At 70.0% G+C, this 19,330-nt stretch carries 12 protein-coding genes; 4 read left to right on the top strand and 8 right to left on the bottom strand.

The features are described 5' to 3' along the window. Window positions 1–6 precede the first annotated feature (6 nt). Entirely contained in the window at window positions 7–993 is a 987-nt protein-coding gene (locus ACN28I_RS23060; RefSeq protein WP_420944114.1) for a c-type cytochrome, read from the top strand. Here the strand turns inward: ACN28I_RS23060 and ACN28I_RS23055 are convergent. The 4 genes from ACN28I_RS23055 to ACN28I_RS23040 form a co-directional block, all read right to left on the bottom strand. Then, entirely contained in the window at window positions 950–4,300 is a 3,351-nt protein-coding gene (locus ACN28I_RS23055; RefSeq protein WP_420944113.1) for an ATP-binding protein, read from the bottom strand. The genes ACN28I_RS23060 and ACN28I_RS23055 overlap by 44 nt on opposite strands. Window positions 4,301–4,411: 111 nt before the next feature. Continuing rightward, window positions 4,412–6,169 carry a M14 family metallopeptidase gene (locus tag ACN28I_RS23050; protein ID WP_420944112.1) on the bottom strand — a complete coding sequence of 586 codons (1,758 nt, stop codon included), beginning with the start codon at window positions 6,167–6,169 and terminating at the stop codon, window positions 4,412–4,414. Between the two features lie 74 nt (window positions 6,170–6,243). Beyond that, window positions 6,244–6,813 (bottom strand): head protein, encoded by a 570-nt coding sequence (locus ACN28I_RS23045; protein ID WP_420944111.1) that lies wholly within the window; start codon window positions 6,811–6,813, stop codon window positions 6,244–6,246. 31 nt (window positions 6,814–6,844) lie between these two features. Beyond that, entirely contained in the window at window positions 6,845–7,780 is a 936-nt protein-coding gene (locus ACN28I_RS23040) for an MBL fold metallo-hydrolase (RefSeq protein ID WP_420944110.1), read from the bottom strand. 251 nt (window positions 7,781–8,031) lie between these two features. Between ACN28I_RS23040 and ACN28I_RS23035 the strand changes: the two genes are divergently transcribed. Further along, the gene (locus ACN28I_RS23035; RefSeq protein WP_420944109.1) at window positions 8,032–9,396 is read left to right on the top strand and encodes a hypothetical protein; all 1,365 of its coding nucleotides are present in this window, start codon (window positions 8,032–8,034) and stop codon (window positions 9,394–9,396) included. A gap of 677 nt (window positions 9,397–10,073) precedes the next feature. After that, window positions 10,074–10,676, top strand: a complete 603-nt coding sequence (locus ACN28I_RS23030) for a hypothetical protein (protein ID WP_420944108.1) — start codon at window positions 10,074–10,076, stop codon at window positions 10,674–10,676. A 592-nt stretch (window positions 10,677–11,268) separates the two neighbouring features. Here the strand turns inward: ACN28I_RS23030 and ACN28I_RS23025 are convergent. Both ACN28I_RS23025 and ACN28I_RS23020 read right to left on the bottom strand, forming a co-directional pair. Further along, window positions 11,269–13,800 (bottom strand): S8 family peptidase, encoded by a 2,532-nt coding sequence (locus ACN28I_RS23025; protein ID WP_420944107.1) that lies wholly within the window; start codon window positions 13,798–13,800, stop codon window positions 11,269–11,271. A 21-nt stretch (window positions 13,801–13,821) separates the two neighbouring features. Continuing rightward, the gene (locus ACN28I_RS23020; RefSeq protein ID WP_420944106.1) at window positions 13,822–14,808 is read right to left on the bottom strand and encodes an AAA family ATPase; all 987 of its coding nucleotides are present in this window, start codon (window positions 14,806–14,808) and stop codon (window positions 13,822–13,824) included. Between the two features lie 923 nt (window positions 14,809–15,731). Here ACN28I_RS23020 and ACN28I_RS23015 point away from each other — a divergent pair. Beyond that, on the top strand, window positions 15,732–16,493 hold the full coding sequence (locus ACN28I_RS23015; protein WP_420944105.1) for a hypothetical protein: 762 nt from the start codon (window positions 15,732–15,734) through the stop codon (window positions 16,491–16,493). Window positions 16,494–16,577: 84 nt separating this feature from the next. On the opposite strand, the gene ACN28I_RS23010 is transcribed toward ACN28I_RS23015, so the two are convergent. Both ACN28I_RS23010 and ACN28I_RS23005 read right to left on the bottom strand, forming a co-directional pair. Continuing rightward, entirely contained in the window at window positions 16,578–17,675 is a 1,098-nt protein-coding gene (locus ACN28I_RS23010) for a tetratricopeptide repeat protein (protein ID WP_420944104.1), read from the bottom strand. 48 nt (window positions 17,676–17,723) lie between these two features. Continuing rightward, the gene (locus ACN28I_RS23005) at window positions 17,724–19,295 is read right to left on the bottom strand and encodes a lipase family protein (protein WP_420944103.1); all 1,572 of its coding nucleotides are present in this window, start codon (window positions 19,293–19,295) and stop codon (window positions 17,724–17,726) included. Between the last annotated feature and the right edge of the window lie 35 nt (window positions 19,296–19,330).

Raw genomic sequence — 19,330 nt, 5'->3', positions numbered from 1 at the left:
CGTGGGATGAAGAAGGTACTCGTCGCGGTGCTCGCCGTGGTGCTGCTGGGAGGGCTGGGGGTGGCGGGGGTCGCGTGGGGGCTGCGGCCCCGGATGCGTCCGGCCCCGGACCGGAAGGTGGAGGCCACCCCCGAGAAGCTCGTGCGGGGCCGCTACCTCGCGGAGAACGTGGCCGCCTGCTTCCATTGCCACTCGCAGGCGGACAAGTCCCTCTTCGGCACGCCGCCGAAGCCCGGCACCGTGGGCGGCGGTGGCATGTGCATGGGGCCGGAGGACGACTTCCCCGGCGCCCTCTGTGCCTCCAACCTCACGTCCGACCTTGAGACGGGGCTCGGCCAGTGGACGGATGGGGAGATCATCCGCGCCATCCGCGAGGGGGTGAGCCGGGATGGCCGGCCGCTGATGGCCATCATGCCCTACGGCTTCTACCGGGAGATGTCGGACGAGGACGTGGAGGCGATCGTGGCGTACCTGCGGACCCTCCCGCCCATCCGCAATTCGCTCACGGCGTCGCGGTTCGACTTCCCGCTCAACGTCGCCGTGCGCTTCATGCCCGAGCCGCTGGAGCAGCCCGTCACCGCGCCGGCCCGCTCGGACACGGTGGCCTACGGCGGGTATCTGCTCACCCTGGGCGGCTGCGCGGAGTGCCACACGCCCAACCGGGGGCCGCTGTCCGGGCAGCGGTTCGCCGGAGGCCGGGAGTTCTGGCTGGACAATGAGGTGTCGGTCCGCAGCGCGAACCTCACCCCGCATGAGACGGGCATCGGAGGGCTCAGCCGGGAGGTCTTCATCGGGCTCTTCAAGCGTCACGCGCTGCCCGAGGCCCGGCGCGAGGTGCCCTGGCGGCTCAACACGGCGATGGCGTGGCTGTCCTACGGGGGGATGACGGAGGCGGACGTGGGCGCCATCTACGACTACCTGAAGACGCTGCCGCCGGTGGACAACGCCGTCACCCCGTGGAGCCTCCCGGGCGCGGCTCCGGCCACGCCGTGAGGTTTTCGGCGTGGCGGCCGGCCTCCTCCAGGAGCGCGCGGTGCGCGGGGATGGCGAGGAACGAGCGGCGCAACCCCTCGTCGTGGAGCTTCCCCGCCCACTCCTGGAGTTGACGGTGGGCCGTCTCCAGGACGCGGGCCGCGCGGGCGTCCTCCTGGTCGCGGAGGACGCGGAAGCACGTCAGCCATACCCGGAAGGGATCCTCCACGCCATGGAGCGCGCCCTGCTCCAGGTGCGTGAGGAGCTCCTCGGCGTACCCGCGGGCCTGCTGCCGCTCGCCGGCCGCCAGTGCGACGGCGGCCAGGCCCGCGACGGCCTCCATCTCCAGGTGCCGCATCCGCGTCTCCACCCGGATTGCCCGGGCCTGCTGGAAGGCCTCGCGGGCCTCGGGCAGGCGCGCCAGGGAGAGCAACGCGTGGCCCCGGCTCATCCAGGCATAGCCCTGGTAGCGGGGGCTGCCGACCTCCTGGCCGATGCGCAGCGCCTGCTCGGCGAGCTCGAGCGCGGCGGGCGCGTCCCCCAGCTGGTGGTGGATGAGCGCCAGGTTGCAGCGGTCCACGCACTCCCAGAACCGGTACCCGATGTCCCGGCTGAACTGGAGGGTCTGTTCGAAGTCGGCCCGGGAGCCGGCGAAGTCGCCCAGACTCTTGCGCACGTAGGCCTGGTACCGGAGGGCGGAGAACTCCAGCCAGCGGTTGCCCATGGCGCGGCAGAAGGGGAGCACCCGGAGGATGTAGGTGAGGCTCGTCGCCAGGTCTCCGAGCTCGTGGAGGGCGGCGCTGAGGTTGAGCATGCTCTCCACCTCGAGCTGCTCGAGCCGCGCGGATTCGGCGAGCGCCAGGCTGCGCTCGAAATGGGTCCGGGCGTTCTCGAAGTCACCCTGGTGGTGGCGCAGCATCCGTCCCCAGCGCAGGTGGCCGAGCGCCTCGCTGGCCACATCCCCTGTCTGCTGGGACAGGCGGATGGCCTTGCGCACCGCCTCCACGCCCTCGGTGAACTCGCCGACCTCCGAGGCGTAGAGGGCGCGGCGCAGGGCCACCTCCACCTGCCGCTGCTCGTCGCCGAGCAGCTCGGCCAGCGCCTCCATCAGCTCCAGGTCCCTCCGCTGCGCCCGCCGCTCGCCGATGACACCGTGGACCTTCTCGAGCGCGGCCACGATGGTGTAGCGCTCGGCGAGGTTCGCCTCGGACGTCAGCACCAGGGCCCGGTCCAGGAACGAGCGCGCCTCGGCGTTGGCGAACAGGGACAGGGCTTCTTCTCCCGCGCGCCGCAGGTAGACGGCGGCCCGGGTGCCTTGTCCGGAGGCCTCCAGGTGATCGGCGATGAGCCCGAGGTGCTCCCGGGAGCGCTCGCCTCCACGGGCCAGCAGCCACTCGGCGATGCGTCCATGGAAGGCGCGCCGCTCGCGCTTGAGCACCGTGTCGTACGTCACTTCGCGCAGGATGGCGTGCTTGAAGATGTACTCGCGCGTCCCGGCGAAGGCGGGAGTGGACTGCTCGAAGATCAGCTCGCGCTCCTGGAGGGCGGCCAGGGCCGCGTGGAGGGGGACGGGCGGCTCCTGCTCCTGCCCCATCCGCTCGAGGGCCTCGTCCCAGAAGAGCCGGCCCACCACCGAGGCGCGCTGGAGGATTTCCCGCTCGTGGGCGGGGAGGCTGTCCAGGCGGGCCTGGAGGACGCCGCTCAGCGTGGAGGGCACCTTGAGCGAGGTGAGCCGGCGTGGCTCGACGCGCCAGCGCTCGCCCTCCGCGAGGATGACGCCCTCCTCGAGCAGCATCTGGATGAGCTCCTCGAGGTAGAAGGGGTTGCCCTCGGCGCGGGAGACCACGAGCTCGTGGAGGGCCGGGGGAATGGCCTCCACCCTGCGCAGCAGCTCCTCCACGAGCCGGTGGCTGTCCTCCTGGGAGAGGGGCCGCAGCTCGAGCCGGACGTGGTGGGGGGCGGTGGCCCATTGAGGCCGGCGCTCGAAGAACTCGGGCCGCGCGGTGCACAGCACGAGGAGCCTCTCCGGGGCGAGCGTCTGGAGCAGGCGCTCGAGCAGATCCAACGCGCTGTCATCGGCCCAGTGGATGTCCTCGAGGAAGAGGACCATGGGCTCGCGGCTGAGCAGGGCGCGGAAGTACTCGCTGAGGGCGGCGAGGCCGCGGGCCCGGAGGCCCTGCTCGTCCATGGGACTGCCCTTGAGGTGGGGGCTGTCGTTGAAGTCGAAGCCGATGAGCGAGCCGGCGAAGTGGGCGCGGATGCGGCTGGAGGCCTCGGGGCCGAGGGCCTCGAAGAAGCTCTCCTCGAGCCGGGCGCGCACCACGCTGGGCACGTCACTGTCCTGGACCTGGAGGTGGAAGGAGAACAAATCCCTCAGCAGGGCATTGGGATGCCTGCGCATCTCCGGGCTGCCGCGGCCGCGCAGACACCGGGGCGGCGAGGGCAGCGACTCGAGCCACGTCTCGAACTCGCCGAGCAGCCGGGACTTGCCGATGCCCGCCTCGCCGGTGAGGGTGATGCGCTGGCAGCCGCCGCCGGAGAGCGCCGTGGAGAGGGCGGAGCGCAGGAGGCCCAACTCCTCCTCGCGCCCCACCAGCCGGGCCCAGATGCCGTCCAGCCCGCGCCCCTTGCGCTGGAAGGTGCGCGGCCGGGCCGCCGTCACCCGGTACACCTGGAGCGGCTCCTGCTTGCCCTTGAGCCGGAGGGGAGCCTGGGGCTCGGTCTCGAAGGCCCCGCTCACCTGGCGGTACGTCCCGTGGGAGATGAGGATGCCGCCCTCGGGAGCGGCCTGCTCCAGGCGGCTGGCCGTGTTGACGGTGTCGCCCATCACCGTGAGCTCGCCGAGCATGCCCACCACGCCCAGGAGGACGGGGCCGGTGTGGATGCCGATGCGCATGCGCAGGCCCTCGGGGGGGCCGGCCAGGAAGGAGTCGAGCTGGGCCTGGATGTCCAGGGCGGCGTGGAGGGCCTGCTCCGCGTCGTCCTCGCGGGCGCCGTCCGCGCCCCAGAGCGCCATCACCGCATCGCCGATGTGTTTGTCGATGCGGCCCCCGTGCCGGACGATGGCCGCGTCCACGCGCGCCCAGAGCTGGTTCATCAGCTCGCTGACGTCCTCCGGGTCCATCTGCTCGCTCAGGGAGGTGAAGCCGCAGAGGTCGCCGAAGAGGACCGTGACGTGCCGGCGCTCCAGGGGAACGCGGGAGGCGAGCGCCGCGAGCCGTGCGCGCAAGGCCGCGAGCGCGGCCTCGGTGGCCTCGTGGCCCAGGGTGGGGCGCTGGGCCTCCAGCAGGGCCATGGCCTGCTCGAGCAGGTGGCGTTCTTTGCTCATCGTCCTCCTGGAGCCGGCATGGGCCGTATTTCACCACATGACCGGTGCGCGACCCACCACCATAACGGGCAGGCTCCAGGGCCTGCCACCCACGCGGAGTGAGGAGGGCCCTCAGCGCACCGGCTGGAGGCCCGTGGGGGCCGAGTCCGTGCGGAAGACGGGGTAGAGGTTGAAGCGTGCGTCGTAGGCCGGGTGGCGCTCGTAGAAGAAGCGCAGGCGGGCGCGGGGATTCCGGGCGAACTCCGGGTCCTTCAACTGCTCGTCCCAGGCGGCCTTCACGGCGGGATTCTTGGCGAGCAGCTCGCGCGCGAAGGGCTCCAGCACGTAGTCCTCGACGTACTCCTTCTGCTCGAAGTGGTTGTTGAAGAAGCCCCAGGCGAGCAGCGAGTCCGGTCCGAGCGGCTCGAGCAGGTGCGCCAGCAGGGGCACGTTCGTCTGCGCGGCGGGCACGTAGAGCGTCCCGGCGGGCAGCGCCTGCGGCTCCTTCTTCCACTGGCCCTTCACGGACAGGAGCTGGCGGCCCTCGACGGAGGCGGGGCGGAACTTCGTCTCGGTGGCGCGGAACACCTCCACCGGGGCGGAGGGGAGCTCCTTGCCGAGCCGCTGGAAGCGCAGGCCGTGCGTGGCGAGCTTCTCCGCCACCCAGCTCGCATGCGCCGGGGGAACGAGGTAGCCGCCCGCGGGCAGCGCGGCGGTGAGGACGGGGCGGAGCTCCTCATAATAGGGAATGGTCCACACCTGGGGCTTCGTGTCGTCGTAGCGGATCCACGGCTGGGTGGTGAGCTCGGAGGGGGTGCGCTCGTAGGCGTAGCCGCGGAAGGCGAAGGGGCGGTGCTTCTCCGTGTTGTCCCAGATGAGCACCACCTCGCGGACCTTGCCGGAGGTGGCCTCGGTGTCGGAGGCCTTCACGGCGGACAGGAGGGCCTGGCCATCCCGGGCGGTGAGGCGCAGCAGGCCCTCCAGCACGTGGCGCGTGGTGGCCACGCGGTGGGCGTAGGGCTTCCAGGAGTGGGTCTCCACCAGCACGCCGTAGCGCCGGTGGGCGGCCCAGTACTGGTGGCTGAAGCGCGGGGGAGACACGCCGTAGGTCACCCCCGAGGCGGGGTCATCGTTGTCCCGGAAGGAGGGGTAGAAGGGCAGGGGAAGGTGGCCCTTGGCCTCCAACTCGGTGAAGAGCTCCTCGCGCAGCTTCGCGCCGAGGGTGCGCACCGTCTCCGGGCCCACCTTCTGCGGCTCCAGCTGCACGCTCACGTCGTGCTCGAATTTGGCGCCGTCGGTGACGTGCAGGTCCACGTAGAAGAGCGGGTTCCAGGTGTGCAGCAGCTTGAGCAGCGCCACCATTTCCGGGGCGTCGGCCTTCACGTAGTCGCGGTTGAGGTTGAGGTTCTGCCCGGTGACACGCCAGCCCATTTCCTCGGGGCCCACCTGGTTGGGGCGGTTGTTGGGGCCGAAGCGCTCGTGGCCATCCACGTTGAAGACGGGGACGAAGACGGCCGTCACCTGCTTCAGCACGCCCGGAAGTGCCTTGCCATCGAGCAGGTCGCGCAGCAGCCAGAAGCCGGCGTCCTTGCCGTCGATCTCCCCGGAGTGGATGCCGCCCTGGAAGAGGACGACGGGACGGCCCTTCTTGGCGGTGGCGGCGGGGGTGAGGGTGCCATCCGCGCTGGCCACGAGGGCGAGCATGGGGCGGCCCTCGGGGGTGGTGCCGAAGGTGTCACAGCGCACCTTGCCGGGGTAGCGCTGGGGGAAGGCGCGGCAGAGGGACTCCACCTCCGCGTAGCGGCCGGTGCGGGTCCAGCCGCTCTGCTCGGCGACGGTGGTGAGGGGAGCCTGGTGGAGGGCGAGGGCGAGGAGGACGGACAGGAGCATGGCACCCCCCTCACAGCACACCGCCCGCCCTGCCTCAACCCTGGAGCGTCATCCCGCGCGGCGCACGGCGAGGCTCAGGATGCGTCTTCCGGTTCCCCTGCGGGGGGAAGGGGGTAGAGCGCACGGTGGTTGATGAGGCGGTGGTAGATCGCGACGTGGTACTTGCCCGCGATCGAGATGAAGGCATTTCGTGGCGGTTTGGGCTGGCTTTGGAGCCAGGCGTCGGCCTCTTCGCGTGTGCTGAAGGAAGCCACCGGCACAACTGGGCCACGGCGCGCGAGATCCTCGAGATAGGACTCGATGGCGGGGAGCTTGATCAGGCTGCGGATGTCCCGCTCACGGTGGTACGCGACGAGGTGGTAGTCATCCGAGACCAGCACGTGGGTCCCATGAGGTGGCTCGGGGTGGTTCTTGAGCCAGGTGTCCGCCTCCTCACGTGTCTTGAATGAAGCCACCGCGTAGGGCGGGTCCTCCTTGCCATGCTGGAGGTAATCCTCGAACGAGTGGGTTCTGCCGGTCTCCGAAATGAACATGAGTGCCGCGGCGGCAATCCTGAAGAGTTCCTTCTCTTCTGGGGAGGGCGTGTTGTTGATGGTCTGTCCAAGAAGACTTTGTACGTCTAGAAAAAGCTTGTCCATGTCCATGGCATGACCGCCTTGATGTGTAATGAGAGTCTCACCCACGGCGCACGCCGAGGCTCTCTCCCACGGCGAGCACATGAAGCGGCTCGCGGGGCAGCTTCCGGCGGCCCCACTCGGCGTCCAGGCGCTGGGGGGGCTCGTCCAGGGGCTCATCGGTGAGCTTGAAGGTGCCCCAGTGCATGGCGAGGAAGCGCCGGGCCCCGAGGTCCTCATAGGCTTGCACCGCCTGCTCGGGGTTCATGTGCTGCTTCTCCATGAACCAGCCCGGGTCATACGCGCCAATGGGCAGCATGGCCGCGTCCAGCCCGGGGAAGCGCCGGCCAATCTCCTTGAAGCCGTCGAAGTACGCGGTGTCGCCCGAGTGGTAGACGCACGCGCTGGAGCCCTCCACCACGAAACCGCCCCAGAGCGTCTCGTTGACGTCGTTGAGGCCGCGGCGGCTCCAGTGCTGGGCGGGGACGAAGTGCACCGTCACCGGTCCCACCTTCGTGGAGCCCCACCAGTCCAGCTCGGTGACGGGCGGCGAGCCGGGGCGGAAGTAGCGCGCCATGCGCAGGCCGCTGACGACGGGCGCGCCCACCTGGCGCACGGTGGGCATGTCCAGGTGATCGAAGTGGTTGTGCGACACCAGCGTGGCGGTGATGGGCGGCAGCTTCTCCATGGGCACGCCCGGGCCCACGTTGCGGCGGATGAATCCCGTGATGCTGTCGCGCAGCGCGGGGTCGATGAGCAGCGACACGCCGTCGAGCTGCACCAGCCAGCTCGCATGGCCCAGCCAGGTGAGGCGCGCGCCCTCGCCGGGGGCCGGAGGCGTCGCCAGCGCGGCGAGGTCCGGCTCCACGCGGCGCACGGGCGCGGTGTCCGGGCTCTTGCGGCGCTTGCCCGCCAGCTTGTCGCCCACGGCCCACTTGAAGACGTTGCCGAGGGGGTGGGGGAGGCTTCCATCCAGGTTCTTGAAGCGCGCCGCCATGAGGCTCTCTCCCGGGCCCGGGCGAAGGGGTGGGCCCGGGTCCTGTCTTGTTCCGGTGCCGGCCTCGGATGCAAGGACGATGTGGGAACGCGGTTGCCCACACGGAGTACCCGGGGACTGTCCGGTGGGCACAACGGAGGAGTCGCTTCTTTCTCCTGCTGACCAGATGCGGGTGTTTCCCCCGTGCGCGGGCGCTTGGGGATGAAGAGAAATTCCCTCCGTGGGTAGGGGAAGGAAGGGGTGGAGGAGCCATGCGACTCGGTCGCTTGCTGGTGGTGGTGTGGGTGTGGGGTGTTGCTCTGGTCCAGGTGGGTTGCGGCGGGTGTGGAGATCCACCGGTCACCTACAGCCTGCCCGGTGGCTCCGCCGGAATCTGCGCGGACGGCTTGCGCAACGGGGACGAGCTGGACGTGGACTGCGGCGGGAGCTGCCAGCCGTGCGGCAGCCGCGGTGACACCTGCCAGGACGACGTGGACTGTCCGGGTGGCGTGTGCCGGGGCGGCGTCTGCCAGTCCGCACCGCCGGGCTGCACGGGGAGCGCGTGTGCGGCGCCCACGTGCACGGATGGGATGAAGAACGGCTCCGAGACGGGCGTGGACTGCGGCGGCGGGTGCCCCGCGTGCGCCGAGGGAGACACCTGCGGAGAGGCCTCCGACTGCGCGTCCTCGCTCCTGTGCCTCGAGAGCGTGTGCTCGCGGTGCAGGGAGGATTCGCACTGCGCGGCCGGCTTCGCGTGCCGGGCGGGCGCCTGCGTGGAGGACGACTTCGCGCCCCGGGTGCAGATGGCCTTCCTGCCGGGGAGCACGGTGCTCCGCGTGCGTTTCTCCGAGCCCATGCTGCGGGATGGCTCGGCCACCAGCATCCTCAATCCCGACAACTACTGCGTGGAGCTGACGGATGAGACGCCCCACGAGTGCACGCCCTCGGATGCCTTCTGGCTGGGGAGCGAGCTCACCGAGGTGGATCCCAGCACCGTCGACATCCAGCTTCCCTTCGCGCCGGGAAACGGCCGCTACACCGTGCATGTGTCCGGGGTGGTGGACCGGAAGGCCAACGAGGTGGGCTCGCCGCGCCACGCGGACTTCGAGGTGGGCGGCGCGCCGCGCCTCATGAGTGCCACCACGCTGGGGCGCGACCGCGTCGTGCTCACCTTCTCCCGTCCCATGCTGCCAGGGCCGGATGTGCCGGGGAGCGCCGGCTGCTCCTCGCGCGCCACCTGTGCCCCGCGCTACCAACTGACGGGGTCCTCCGCGTTGGGCGCCGTGCTCTCCGCCCGGGTGCTCTCCGCTCCGCGTGACAACGAGGTGATCCTCACCCACGAGCGCCTCCAGGGGGGCGGGCAATACACCGTCCTCGCCGCCAACGGGGTGGACGGCGACGGGCTGCAATCCGTGTGGGGCGAGCGCCTGGGCGCCTCGCCGCTGGACCGCGTCACCTTCACCGGGTTCGGCCCGCTCGTGCAGCTCCTGGCAGGACGGGCCGGTGCAGGTGGATCCGTTCGCGGACGGGGTCGCCTCCACGTCGGCCGTCGCGTACCGGGGCCGCATGTACCTGGGCCCCAACGCCAGCGGCACGCGCGCGGTGGGCATGGACCAGGACGGCGTCCGGCCCGATGACCTGGCCTTCCACTTCCGCAAGGACACCCAGCGGGGTTCCGGCTCGCGCAGCGCCAACACCGCCGGTGCGCCCTTCCCGTCCATCGGCTTCGCCGGGTGCCGGGAGAACTCGTACGAGTGCGGCCCGGACAACGAGGACGGCCGCGCCCTCTTCGCCTCGGGCACCTTCGGCGGCACCGAGTGGTTGATGATCGCCGGCACCCGGAGCGGGGGGGGGCTCGACTACGTGTACATGTCCCGGGACGACGACGCGACGCTGGGCATGAAGTACGTGGACCTGAGCCAGGCGCTGGACGGGACGTCGGCGCGGAGCTTCTCCGCCCTGGGCTTCCACGAGGGCCGGGCGTACCTGGGTGTCCCTGTCAGTGGGGGGACGCGCCGGCCCGAGCTCCTCGCGCTGCTGCGTGCTCCGGCGGAGACGGCCGAGGGACTGGATGCGCGGGGCAACGGCACCACGGGTGGGGCGTGCAAGCCCTCGTCGCATGACGTGTGCAACCTGGCGGCGCACCGGATGCCGGGCATTGGCGCGGCGGGCACTCCCGCCAACCCCGCGCGCACGGTGGGTATCGACTTCGTCGGCGAGTTCAACGGCAAGCTCTACCTGGGCAACAACGGAGGCCTCGTGCGCGCCACCGTGCAGCAGCCGCTGGACTACGAGAGCTTCGCCCACGCACTGGGTGTCCATCACCCCGAGCGCGCCGGAGTACCAGGCGAAGCAGTCCCTCACCACCGACAAGGCGATGGACCTCGAGCCGTCCGACCGGGCCTGGCGGATGGCCGTCTTCAACGGCCACGTGTACCTGGGACGCAACACCACCGCGGGCCCGCAGTTGTGGCGGTGCGACCCCGAGCGCGTCTCCGGTCCGTCGCCGGCCAGCGTGCAGGATTGCGACGCGGGGGATTGGGTGCTCATCGCCGCCAACGGCCAGGGGGATGGGCAGCTCAGCCAGTTCGACAACCCGCGCAACACGCGGCTGACGCTGCTGGCCGCCAACGGCGGCTCCCTCTACGTGGGCTTCGACAACGCGGTGGACGGAGTCGTCATCTACCGCTCGGCGGTGGAGGTGCCCACGAGCCGCTCGGACTTCACGGGCCGGGGCGGGTGTCTGGCGGCCAGTACGGGCTGCGCGGGCCTGGGGGGCAACGGCTTCGGCCAGCCTTCGGTGCACACGCGGCTCGGGGAGGCCGCCACCGTGACCGATGGGGAACTTGGCTTCCTCTATGTGCCGGTGAGCGGAGGCCCGGGGACGCCGGTGCGCCTCTACCGCCAGCGGGACTGACGAGCGCGGGGAAGGGGCGGCGGCTTCGATTCCCGCCGCTTCCACTTTTTTATGCCGTGCTTACGGGTGGTTAGCAGCTTCCTCCATCCGTGTTGCACGTATGTCGCACGCGGGCGCAGAGGGCCGGTCGAGAACCCCGACCGCTTCTCTGTGCGTGTCCGGGCTCAGGTAGGCATAGCGCTCCGTTATGTCGATGGTCGCGTGCCCCATCAGATCCTTGATGACCGTCAGCGGTATGAGCCTGCCCCGGTTTTGTGGCTCTTCCGCAGTTTGTGTGAACTCGGGCCGCATGAGGATGGTTGCACGACTGAGGCTCGGCTGCTCGCCGCTGCAGAACCACATGAAGTGCGGGAGAGCCACGTAACCGGGGCAATCCCACACCCAGCAGGGGGCGGCAAGGGGCGTGAGCTTGTGGGGCAGCGTGAGGACTTGGGGCTCAACACCCCGCGCGCTGGGCGCGCCTGCGCGTTGGAGCCAGGCTCCTCCTCGACGTGGGCAGTCCCAGGTGCTCTACCACGGCGCCTACCCCATTGGGTACCGTCACGTCCGCCACAACCCGCTGCCTGCCTCCACATCCCGGGGTCGCCGCTGCCTACGTCTCGACCACCACCTGGACCCCAACCTGCTGGGCGACCGGTGTCCAGATGTCCGTCTCGACGCCCGGCGTCTCGATGGACACGACGAGGGCGTACCGCGCACCCAGGTCGCTGCGATCGCGCTTCGGCTGGTCCTTCCACCAACCGCTCACCGGGTACACGGCGATGACGCCGCGCTCGGCGAGGTCCGCGGCGTTGCAGGAGAGGATGTCCGAGTGGAGCGAGCCTCGGTTGCGTGCCTGCTCGCCGAGGTACCACTCCGACGAGTCGCCGCCCGTGGCGGGCTTGGCCTCGTCCTCTTCGAGTGCCTTTTTGTTGAGGCGCTTGCGGAACTCCTCGCTCGACTCCGTCGGTCCCTTCACGTCGAAGCGAAGGCCGTGCGAGGCGTAGCGGTGCCGCTTCTTCCAGCCACGCCTGCCGGGGTTCGGCTCGATGAAGTACGAGAGCGTGATGCGCAGGCGCACCGGCGTCGCGCCGAGCTCCGCAAGCACGTCGCGCGGCCAGGGCAGGTCGAAGAAGTGCAGCTCGCGCATCTTCCCCTCGGTGAACGGGCGGATGCTGCTCTGCGCGACGAGGGTGAGCGCGTCGTTCGCGCTCCGCATGGCTCGCTCGGCGCTGGGCACGCCGAAGCCATAGCGCTGGACGAGCTTCGCGCGGGCGCGCTTGCCGCTCGCGCCGCGCAGATGGGTCCGCATCTGTGCCGACCATTTCGCCGAGTGCACCACGAGGGCGCGCAGCGTCTCGGGCCAGTAGGTCGGGTATTCGGCCGAGATGAGGGCAGCGAGGCGCGCGGCCTGCGCCGTCGCCGCGCTGGTCGCCCAGCTCAGAACGAAGGACTTGTCGCTGGGCTCGAAATAGGTCGAAAGCAGCGAGAGATCGGGGCACGGGAAGTCGACCGCTCCCCTGGCGTTCTTCACGACGTTGCCGCCCTCGAAGACGACGTCGGGCTTGATGGGCCACGCGTCCGCGAAGGTCACGCCGGTGGTGCTCCACGGCGACAGCTCCCCCGGTCGCGCCACGGGCTGCCAGCTCGCCCACTTTGGGTCGTTGATGACGGCCTTCTCGGTCACGGCGCCAACCGTGAGCGCGTTCCACGCCTGGCCGGGGTCGTGGATGGGATCGGTGTCGCTGCGATCGAGGTGGTCGACGGAGAGCGTGGTCTCGGCAACGTTGCCGGCGCAGAGCACGAAGAGGCGTCGCGCGGAGTCCTCGCCCTCGTCGAGGTACTCGAGCCCCTGCGTGCTCGGATCGAACGAGCGGCCAGCGGCAAGGGCGTCGACCGCTGCGGACCACGACGTGGGTTGGCCTCGATCGCGCTCGTCGGTCGCAGCGATGGACATCGAGAACGTGCGACGGCGCTCGGGGGCTTGGATCTCTGCGCGGCTCGCCGCTTCGGCCGTGACCGCACCGTAGAGGTCGGGCGGGTTCACAGGGTGCCCATCGGGCGGCAGGATCTTTACCGACTCGAGCCGGTGCCGGAGCACGACGTTCTGTGTGCCAGCGAGGATCGGCGTGAGGTCGCCGTAGAGCGCGAGGCCGGCCATCCCGGTGCCGTGTCCGAGGTGGTCATGCGTGCCCCACGCTGGGTCGCAGCTGTGGCAGTCGTCGGCATCGAGGGATGCTTCGAGCAGCGCGTGCCCGCGCGTGACCCCGGTGTCGAGCACGCAGACCGCTGGCGCGTCGGCTGATGGCGGCGTGACGCGATTGCGCAGCTCCTTCGCCCACTCGCCCTGGTCCTCGGGGCCCATGTCGACGAATACCGTGCTGGTCTCCTTGGCCTTGCGGACCTCGGCCACGTCGTTGAGCACATCGATCGACGCGGCGAGCTGCGCGGGCGCGCTACGCACGAGGGTGACGATGCGATCGTCGAACATGAGACGCCGCGGCACGATGTCGATCTCCTGCGCAGCCGCGAACTCCATCAGGCGCTCGAGCTCGTTGCCGTCCTGGCGACGAAGCCAGACCTCCCACCAGATCGTCTCGTTCTCCTCGGGGTATGCCTCGGTGGTGTCGGTCCACAGACCGCGCAGCGTCGCGAGTCGAAGCGTCGCGACCGGATCGATCATGTCCTCGTAGCGGCGCTCGCGTTCCTTCTTCGGCGTCGTCTTCGAGTAGCTCTCGAAGCGCTTGAGGAAGTGCTTCACCTTCCCGTCGGGCACGAACACCGTCGCGCGCTCGATGCGGCGTGGCTCGGGCTCGTCCGTCTTCGAGTAGCTGACGGCGACGACCTCGATGCCTTGCCGCGAGTCCTCGAACGACGTCACCTGGAGCGGCACGCCGGGCTGGCTCTCGAACTGCACGTAGAGCCCGGGCGCCGCTCCGTGGACCTCGATGCCAGCCTCGTCGCGGCGCCTGTTGGCCTCGACGACGGCCGCCTTGAGCGCGCGCTCCAGCGCCTTGCCGTGCTTCGCGCGGCTCGTCGGCGGCGCGGGCTTGGGGACGTCGATCTTCCGCCCGTGCGGCTTGTACTCCTCAGCCGTTGGTGGGCCAGGGACGAGGATGTGCTTGCGATTGCGAGGAGCGGCCACGCGTCAGTCCCCCGGCGCCCGTTATGCGTGCGTACTACGTCGTTCCGCGAGCGCGGCCACGAGTTCGGCGTCTCGCACGGTCGTGGTGTGATCGAGGATGGCGTTCTTCGCGGCCTGTTCGCAGGCCATTGCGATCTCGGCGTGGCTGAGTCCTTCTGCCGCCTTCGCCGCCGCGTGCCACCCGATGTTGCTCGTGTCGAGGAGCGCCAGCCGCCTGCGCATCACGCGGGTCGCGATCTCTTCGGTGGGCAGCGAGTACTCGAGCACGGCGTCGAAGCGGCGGAAGAGCGCGCGGTCGAGGAGGCCGACGTGGTTCGTCGCACCGAGCACGATGCTGTCGGATTCGTCTTGCTCGAGGAATTGCAGAAACGAGTTGAGCACGCGGCGGATTTCGCCGACGTCGTTCTTGGAGCCGCGCTCGCCGCCGAGCGCATCGAACTCGTCGAAGAGGTAGACGCCCCGCGTGGACTGGATTGCATCGAACACGAGTCGCAGCTTGGCTGCGGTTTCACCCATGTACTTCGTGATGAGCCCGTCGAGCTGGATGTTGAAGAGGGGCAGGCCCAGCTCGCCCGCGAGCGCTGCAGCGGTCATCGTCTTGCCGGTTCCGGGTGGACCCACGAGGAGGAGCTTCCGCATCGGCGAGAACCCATGCTCGCGGAGACGGTCGCGTTCACGCTGCTCGGTGAGCACGCGGTCGAGGCGCGCGCGGAGAACCTCGGGGAGCGCCATGTCGGTCACGCGCGTCTTCGGGTAGCCCACGGAGAGCAGGCCCGCGAGCTCGCCTCGGGGCTGGGCCAGCGGGACGGGCTTGGGCCCCCGGGTCGGCTCCGTGGCCTTCGCACGCGCCTTCACCTGATCGACGAGCTCGCGCAGCTCCTGGGCGAACTTACCGTGGCCGCTCCGCGCCGCTTGCGCCGCCACCTGCATGGCGATCGCGTAGAAGCGCGTGTCGTCGCCATCGGCGTGGCTCCGGATGAGCGCTTTGACTTGGTCCGCGGTGGCCATGACGTCCTTCTTTGTACCCCCAGCCCCCGACCCAGAGCCATCGGAAGCGCGCAACCCATCAAGATTCTGCCCCGGAAGTAAAGGCGTTGCACCTCTTTGGCCTGACCCTCGTGAGGCGGGCCTTCATTCCCCCCCAGGCGGCAAGGGGCGTGGGCTTGTGGGGCAGCGTGAGGGCTTGGGGCTCAACACCACGTGCGCTGGGCGAGCCTCCGTGCTGGAGCCAAGCTCGTCCTCGACGTGGGCAGTCCCAGGTGCTCCAGAATGGCGCGTACCCCACTGGGTGCCGTCACGTACGCCATAACCCGCCTGCCTCCACACCTCACGCAGGCGAACACCTCAAAGTCGAACGTCCTCCTGAGCAGCTCGTCCCAGTCCACTCAAGGCGTCGTCTCCTTCAGCGACTCCTCACCACGAGGCCCTAGCACTTACTGAGAGGCCCGTCGCGTCGACTTGGCCAGCTTGGACGCTCACCACGAGCCCCAGCACTTACCGCGTCCACCATGCATGTTGCACGTATGTCGCAGGAGCCTGCGGAACGGGCTGGAACAGGGCGGGATGACGCGGGACGCGGCGGGATATCGACTCCCAAGCATTCCGGGCGGTTGCGAGGTAAGGGCGCGATTCTGCTGGGGGTTTCGCACTGCCCGGCGCGGGTTCGATTCCCGCCGCCTCCAGCGGGAACAGCACGCTGCCTACGATGCCCCGGCGCTGGGCGGACTCGGAGGCGAGGCCGAAGTTCAGCCAGCGGGTTGGTTGAGCAGGAGCGCTCCCGCGGGTCCGGCGACCGCGCGAATCGCCGCGAGCACGGCGTACGTCAACCCCGCCACCCTACTGCGGACGTGGTATGGCCGGGGTGCGTCATGGAGACCTGTCTGGTCATCCGCCGCACCGCCGTGCTAGGAACCCGGCCTCGGGAGGACTGCATGAAAAAAGAAGACAACCCGTTGAGCGGAAGCAGCTCGGTGGGGCCGTATCACGTCACCCTGCGCTATCGCTCCATCGGCGGAGGACTGGGGCGCCTGTATGAGGCGCGCAACAACGAGACGGGCAACCCCGCCCTGGTGCTCATGCCCGGCCCGAAAGGAGACCTGCGCGCGGAAGAGGACTGGCAGGTGCGCGCCACCGCCAACGTCTCACCGCCCTATCTCGCGCTGGAGGTGGAGCACGCGCCCGTGAACGGGCAACCGCGGCAGCTGTCGTGGATGATTGAGCGGTGGGCCGCTGCCCTCGTGCGCATCGACAACTGGCCGGAGGCGCGAGCCCACCTGACGGGAGGCGCGAAGGAGCCTCGTCCGCGTCCGGCGGGCCGGCTCGGTTCGCCCGGTGGCGCCCTGGGGCTGGCCGCGCTGCTCGCGCTCGCGGTGGTCCTCTGGCCACGGGCCACCGTGCACCCGCAGGCGGTGCACCCCCAGGAAATGCACTCAACGGTGGAGAACCTGGTCCTCATCCGGTCGAGCGGCGACTCCATGACTGGGATTGAGGGCTTCCCCATGCCCGACAAACCCGTGGCGGGCCAGAAGAAGCCTCCGTGCAATCCAAAGCGTGACGAAGTGGAGATCCGCGGTGGGTGCTGGATGGAAGTCGCCAGACGTCCGCCCTGCTCCGAAGGCGTGGCCGAGTACCAGGGCAAGTGCTACGTCGGCGTGGGTGCCGTGATTCGGCCCCCCACCTCCATCGGCCCCTGAAGCGTCAGGCCGACTGCTCCACCTGGGAGTCGCGCACGCCCACGAGTTCTTTGACGCCTTCCCCAGGCGTGGCTCAGGCGTGGCTCAGGAGATCCAGCGGCGGACACGAAGCAGGAGGTAGCCCTCCGGGCAATACACGTTGGAATGCCCCGACTCACCGGAGTGGGTCTCGTTGAAGACGGTGATGGCGCCCGGAGGCAGGTCCGGCCGCCACGTCACGGTGCGGACCTCGCCGTGGTGGAGGGTCTGGCACTCGGGGCAGTAGAGGCCGGTGCCGGTCTTGGAGAGGTACTCCGCGGCGCCCACCTCGGTCAGGCCCAGCTCGACCTCGGCGCCATCGGGCAGCTCGGAGCGCTTCAGCGCATCCAGTTGCGCGAGCGCCCAGGTGTCGAAGTTGTCGCGGACCTCGCGCGAGAGGTGCGCCAGCACGCGCTCGACGTCGAAGAAGAACTTCATCGTGGGCGGGCCACCGGCCCCTGTCCAGACCGGCACCCTGCGGCGCGCCCGCGCCAGTCCCCGCTCGACCTCCTGCGCGGTGAGCCGATGATACGTGTCACGCACCTCGCGCACCTTGGCCCGGGTGAGCCTGAGAATCGGATGGGTGTATCCCGGCGCGGGCATCACGACGCGCTCGTCCGAGGTGCGCGTGTCCTCGGAGAAGAGCCAGGTCTGGACGGCCTGACGGAAGTGCGGCACCGCGTCGCGCACCCTGCCGGCCTGGAGCAGCGCCTCGGCGAGCTGGACCCGCAGCGGGTCGTCGAAGGCCCGAGCGCGGACCCGCTGCTCGAGCATCTCGAGGGTCGGCGTGCCGTCGAGCGTGACGTCCTCGCCCGCCAGCCAGCGCTGGCGGACGGCCTCGTCGGACTGCCCCGTCCGCTCCTGGAGCTCAGCGATGCGCTTGCGGATGCGCGGTGGGTCCTGGTGGTGCTCGCAGGTCTCGAGCAGGAGCTTCAGCGCGTCCTCGACGCGTCCCCGGCTCGCATACAGCTCGGCGATTCGCGCCCGGTAGCGGGCCACCGGAGCCGGGGCTCCCTGCTTCTCGTAGAGGTCGACGAACCGCCAGAGTACCTCCTCGTCATCCGGGTCGAGCGTCAGCACCTTCAGCAGCAGCCGATAGGCATCGCCGTACTCGCCCGAGTCGACCAGCTCCCGCGCCTTCGAAAGAGAAGCCTGCCTGTCCATGGGTGGAAGCGGAGACCAACAGCTCCGCGAGGCCCCGCTCCCGCGGTGCTAGGTGGTGACCACCTGGCGCACGGCCAGCCCGAGCAGCAACGTGTAGGAGACGCTCGAGGAGGCGCTGTGCTTGCCGGGGTTGCCGTGGCTGGTGACGAGTTCGCGGCGCAGCGTCTGCACGTTGCGCTGGCCCGCCAGGCTGCGCATCACCTGGGTGTTGTTGATGGCGTCGAGCGCCTGCGCGAAGCGCTGGAAGTCCAGGTCCGCGCCCTTCTGGCGCTCCTCCTTCTTGATGACGGCCTCCCACTCCTGGGCGCGGGTGACGCAGGAGATGAGCGAGCAGCTGTGCTTGAGCGCCTCCTTGAGCGCCGGCATCAGGGTCTGGTCGCGCAGGCCGGTGATGATGGACGAATCCGCCACCACGTTCATCCCGAACACGGGCCAGAAGCCCGAGTCCGAGTCGCCCCCGTGCATGCCCCGCCAGACGTACTCGGGCTCGTGGGCGTTGGGGAACTCCGCGTCACAGTCGAGCGCCACCTGGCTGCCCAGGTGCAAGGGCGTCGTCTTGGGGTGGGCGGAGCCCAGGACGCTGTTGCCCTTGGAGTGCATGCCGGGCACCACCAGGTCACACGCGTGCACCACGTCCTTGGGGTTGTAGTAGTGGCGGATGTTGGCCGCGTCGGCGTGAAGGCTCAGCCAGTGCTGGGACGTGCGGCCGTGGCACACGGGCGGCGCGGAGAGGGGGAAGCAGTACTTGGCCACCGAGCCGTCCTGCACGCCCAGCACCGCGCCGAGCGGTCCGCACGTCAGATCCAGATAGGCGCACTGCGCGAGGGCTCCGCCGAGGCTGTGGCCGGTGACGTAGATGGAGCGGGGCTTGACGCCCTGCACGGCCCAGCGGAAGGCGGCCTCGAGCGAGTCGCCGCAGCTCTCGTAGGCGAAGTAGAAGCCGCAGGCCATCGTCGAGCCGCCGTACTTGCCCACCTGGGTGCCCTTGAGGTGGTTCATGTCGGTGACCCAGTCCGGGCTGCCGCGGCTCTTGAACTGGGCGCCGAGCATCGCGCGGGCGCCATCGCCGCTGCGGCTGCCGCGGAAGACGATGGTGGCCGAGCGCGTGGTGGGATCGAAGAGCACCGCGCCCAGGAGGCTGGGCCAGCCGGCCGTCGGGTGGTTCTCCGTCATGCCGGTGCGGCCCTGGAAGTAGCCGCAGCGCACCGTGCCCGTGGCACCGGCCAGCGTGTGCCCGTTATTGACGGCGTCCCCCTCCAGGTCGAAGGCCTTCGCGCGATTGATGCTCAGGTCCAGCGGCCGGGGCTGGAAGAGGATGTAGTTGCTGTCGGTGCCGCCCCGGTACACCACGCCCTGGTGCGGGTTGGGCGTGCGATCCAGGTGGTACATCAGCGGATCGAACTTGCGATCCTGCTTGGGCGTCTCGCGCTCGTCGTGGATGTTCTCCATGAGCCGGTCGCGCGCCGTGCTGCTCAGCTTGAAGCCCGCGCCCCAGGACTCGTAGAAGGGATCCATCGGGAACTGGCAGCTCTGGGCGTAGGCCTTGTAGGCGAAGCGGCTGTACTCCAGGCACCTGCGCGCCACGTTGATGGAGCGGCTCTCGAGTCCGTAAGCGGGCACGGGCACCTCTGGGGGATGGGGTTGTCGGGGAAATC

This window comes from Archangium gephyra (genome assembly GCF_049060025.1).
In the GTDB taxonomy this organism is placed as follows: domain Bacteria; phylum Myxococcota; class Myxococcia; order Myxococcales; family Myxococcaceae; genus Archangium; species Archangium gephyra_A.
Note: the sequence above shows the minus strand (reverse complement) of the source record. Positions and strands in the feature narration are given on the sequence as shown.

Bases quoted from the DNA above. Each gene is read 5' to 3' on its own strand.
- ACN28I_RS23040 (WP_420944110.1), bottom strand. From the start codon at position 7,780: ATGGCGGCGCGCTTCAAGAACCTGGATGGAAGCCTCCCCCACCCCCTC.
- ACN28I_RS23010 (WP_420944104.1), bottom strand. From the start codon at position 17,675: ATGGACAGGCAGGCTTCTCTTTCGAAGGCGCGGGAGCTGGTCGACTCG.
- ACN28I_RS23035 (WP_420944109.1), top strand. From the start codon at position 8,032: ATGCGACTCGGTCGCTTGCTGGTGGTGGTGTGGGTGTGGGGTGTTGCT.
- ACN28I_RS23050 (WP_420944112.1), bottom strand. From the start codon at position 6,169: ATGCTCCTGTCCGTCCTCCTCGCCCTCGCCCTCCACCAGGCTCCCCTC.
- ACN28I_RS23045 (WP_420944111.1), bottom strand. From the start codon at position 6,813: ATGGACATGGACAAGCTTTTTCTAGACGTACAAAGTCTTCTTGGACAG.
- ACN28I_RS23060 (WP_420944114.1), top strand. From the start codon at position 7: ATGAAGAAGGTACTCGTCGCGGTGCTCGCCGTGGTGCTGCTGGGAGGG.
- ACN28I_RS23055 (WP_420944113.1), bottom strand. From the start codon at position 4,300: ATGAGCAAAGAACGCCACCTGCTCGAGCAGGCCATGGCCCTGCTGGAG.
- ACN28I_RS23015 (WP_420944105.1), top strand. From the start codon at position 15,732: ATGAAAAAAGAAGACAACCCGTTGAGCGGAAGCAGCTCGGTGGGGCCG.
- ACN28I_RS23020 (WP_420944106.1), bottom strand. From the start codon at position 14,808: ATGGCCACCGCGGACCAAGTCAAAGCGCTCATCCGGAGCCACGCCGAT.